At 65.2% G+C, this 1,716-nt stretch carries 1 protein-coding gene; it reads left to right on the top strand.

Translation table 11 applies throughout. The features are described from left to right. The first annotated feature begins 100 nt into the window (after positions 1 to 100). The gene (locus tag C662_RS19460; RefSeq protein ID WP_002924814.1) at positions 101 to 1,480 is read left to right on the top strand and encodes an IS1380 family transposase; all 1,380 of its coding nucleotides are present in this window, start codon (positions 101 to 103) and stop codon (positions 1,478 to 1,480) included. Positions 1,481 to 1,716: the final 236 nt, after the last annotated feature.

Genomic DNA, 1,716 nt, shown 5'->3' with positions numbered 1-1,716 from the left:
CCTAGCCCGCATTTCTCACAGATAGGAGGCGCATCGCGGCCGGAAATATGAGAAAGTTGTTTTGCGAGAACGACTTAACCATACTCCGGAGGAATCCGCGATGCCGACACAGTGTACCGGACGAAGCCAAGGTGCGGAGCGTATTGAGGGCCGCCAGGTGGCGGTTGATTTCGACGGAGGGCAGATCAGCTCGGATGCGGGCGCGCTGTTGCTGCGCGAGGTCGATCGCACGTTGCGACTGACCGAGCGGGTGGCGGCCTGCTTCGAGGATGGGCGTGATCCGGAGCTGATCGAACACACCGTGCACACGCTGGTGATGCAACGGATCGTGGGGATCGCGCTCGGCTACGAGGACCTGAACGACCACGACCAGTTGCGCCGTGACCCGGTGCTGGCCACGCTGGCGGGCAAGCTCAGCGCTCGGCGCAAGGGCTGCGAGCCGCTGGCGGGCAAGTCGACCTTGAACCGGCTCGAACATGCCCCCGACACCAAGGACGGTTCGCGCTATCACAAGATCGCTCACGATCCGGCGGCCTTCGAGTCACTGTTTGTCGAGTGCTTCATCGAGGCACATGCGCAGGCGCCTGAAGAGATCATCCTCGATCTGGACGCCACCGACGACCCGCTGCACGGCCAGCAGGAAGGGCGCTTCTTCCATGGCTACTACGGCGGTTACTGCTACTTGCCGCTGTACATCTTCTGCGGCCGACATCTGCTCGCCGCCAAGCTGCGCCGGGCCAACACGGATGCCTCGGCGGGCAGCATCGATGAACTCGAACGCATCATCACCCAGATCCGCCGCCACTGGCCCGAGGTGCGCATCGTGCTGCGCGCCGACTCGGGCTTTGCGCGCGATGCCTTGATGAGCTGGTGCGAAGCAGAGCACATCGACTTCGTGTTCGGGCTGGCCAAAAATGATCGGCTCAAGGCGCAGATCGACACCGAGATGAGCGAGGCGCAGGCCGAATGCACCCAGACCGGCAAGCCCGCGCGGCGGTTTCGCGACTTCACCTACCGCACCCTCGACAGCTGGTCGCGTGTCCGACGGGTCGTCGGCAAGGCCGAACAGTTACCGGGCAAGGCCAATCCGCGCTTCATCGTCACCAGCCTGGACGCCCAGCGCTGGCCGGCACGCGAACTGTATGAGGCGCTGTACTGCGCCCGCGGCGAAATGGAGAACCGGATCAAGGAGTGCCAGCTTCATCTGTTCGCCGATCGCACCTCGACGGCGACGATGCGGGCCAACCAGCTGCGGCTGTGGTTCGCCTCCTTCGCCTACGTCATGCTCGAAGCGCTGCGCCGCATCGGGCTGGCTGGCACCGAACTGGCCGACGCCACCTGCGAGAGCCTGCGCCTGAAACTGCTCAAGATCGGCGCACGGGTCAAGATCAGCGTGCGCCGCATCCACATCAGCATGGCCAGCAGTCATCCATTCCAGACCGCATGGCGCCTGGCCCAGGCCAGACTCGCCCCCGGCTGATCCGCCACGCTACCGTGGCCCTGCTGATCCGATCGCGCTCCCGTTCGCGCGAGGCGGTCTCATGCCCGAACAGCGCCGCTTGCCCCCTCAACGCACCTGACCGCTCGCAGAACCTCACCCGCCTGCCCTCGATTGGCCGCTCGCGGGCCTGAACCCTCGCGGTCACGGCGACGCGTGAAGCAAAAAGCCGCACCACCGGGGGCCGAACCGTGAGGGTGTGAGAAATGCGGGCTAGA

This window comes from Thauera sp. 28 (assembly GCF_000310145.2).
Lineage (GTDB): Bacteria > Pseudomonadota > Gammaproteobacteria > Burkholderiales > Rhodocyclaceae > Thauera > Thauera mechernichensis.
This window is presented reverse-complemented; position numbering and strand designations above follow the sequence as displayed.

Excerpts from the sequence above, each read along its gene's own strand:
- C662_RS19460 (WP_002924814.1), top strand. The coding sequence starts at position 101 with ATGCCGACACAGTGTACCGGACGAAGCCAAGGTGCGGAGCGTATTGAG.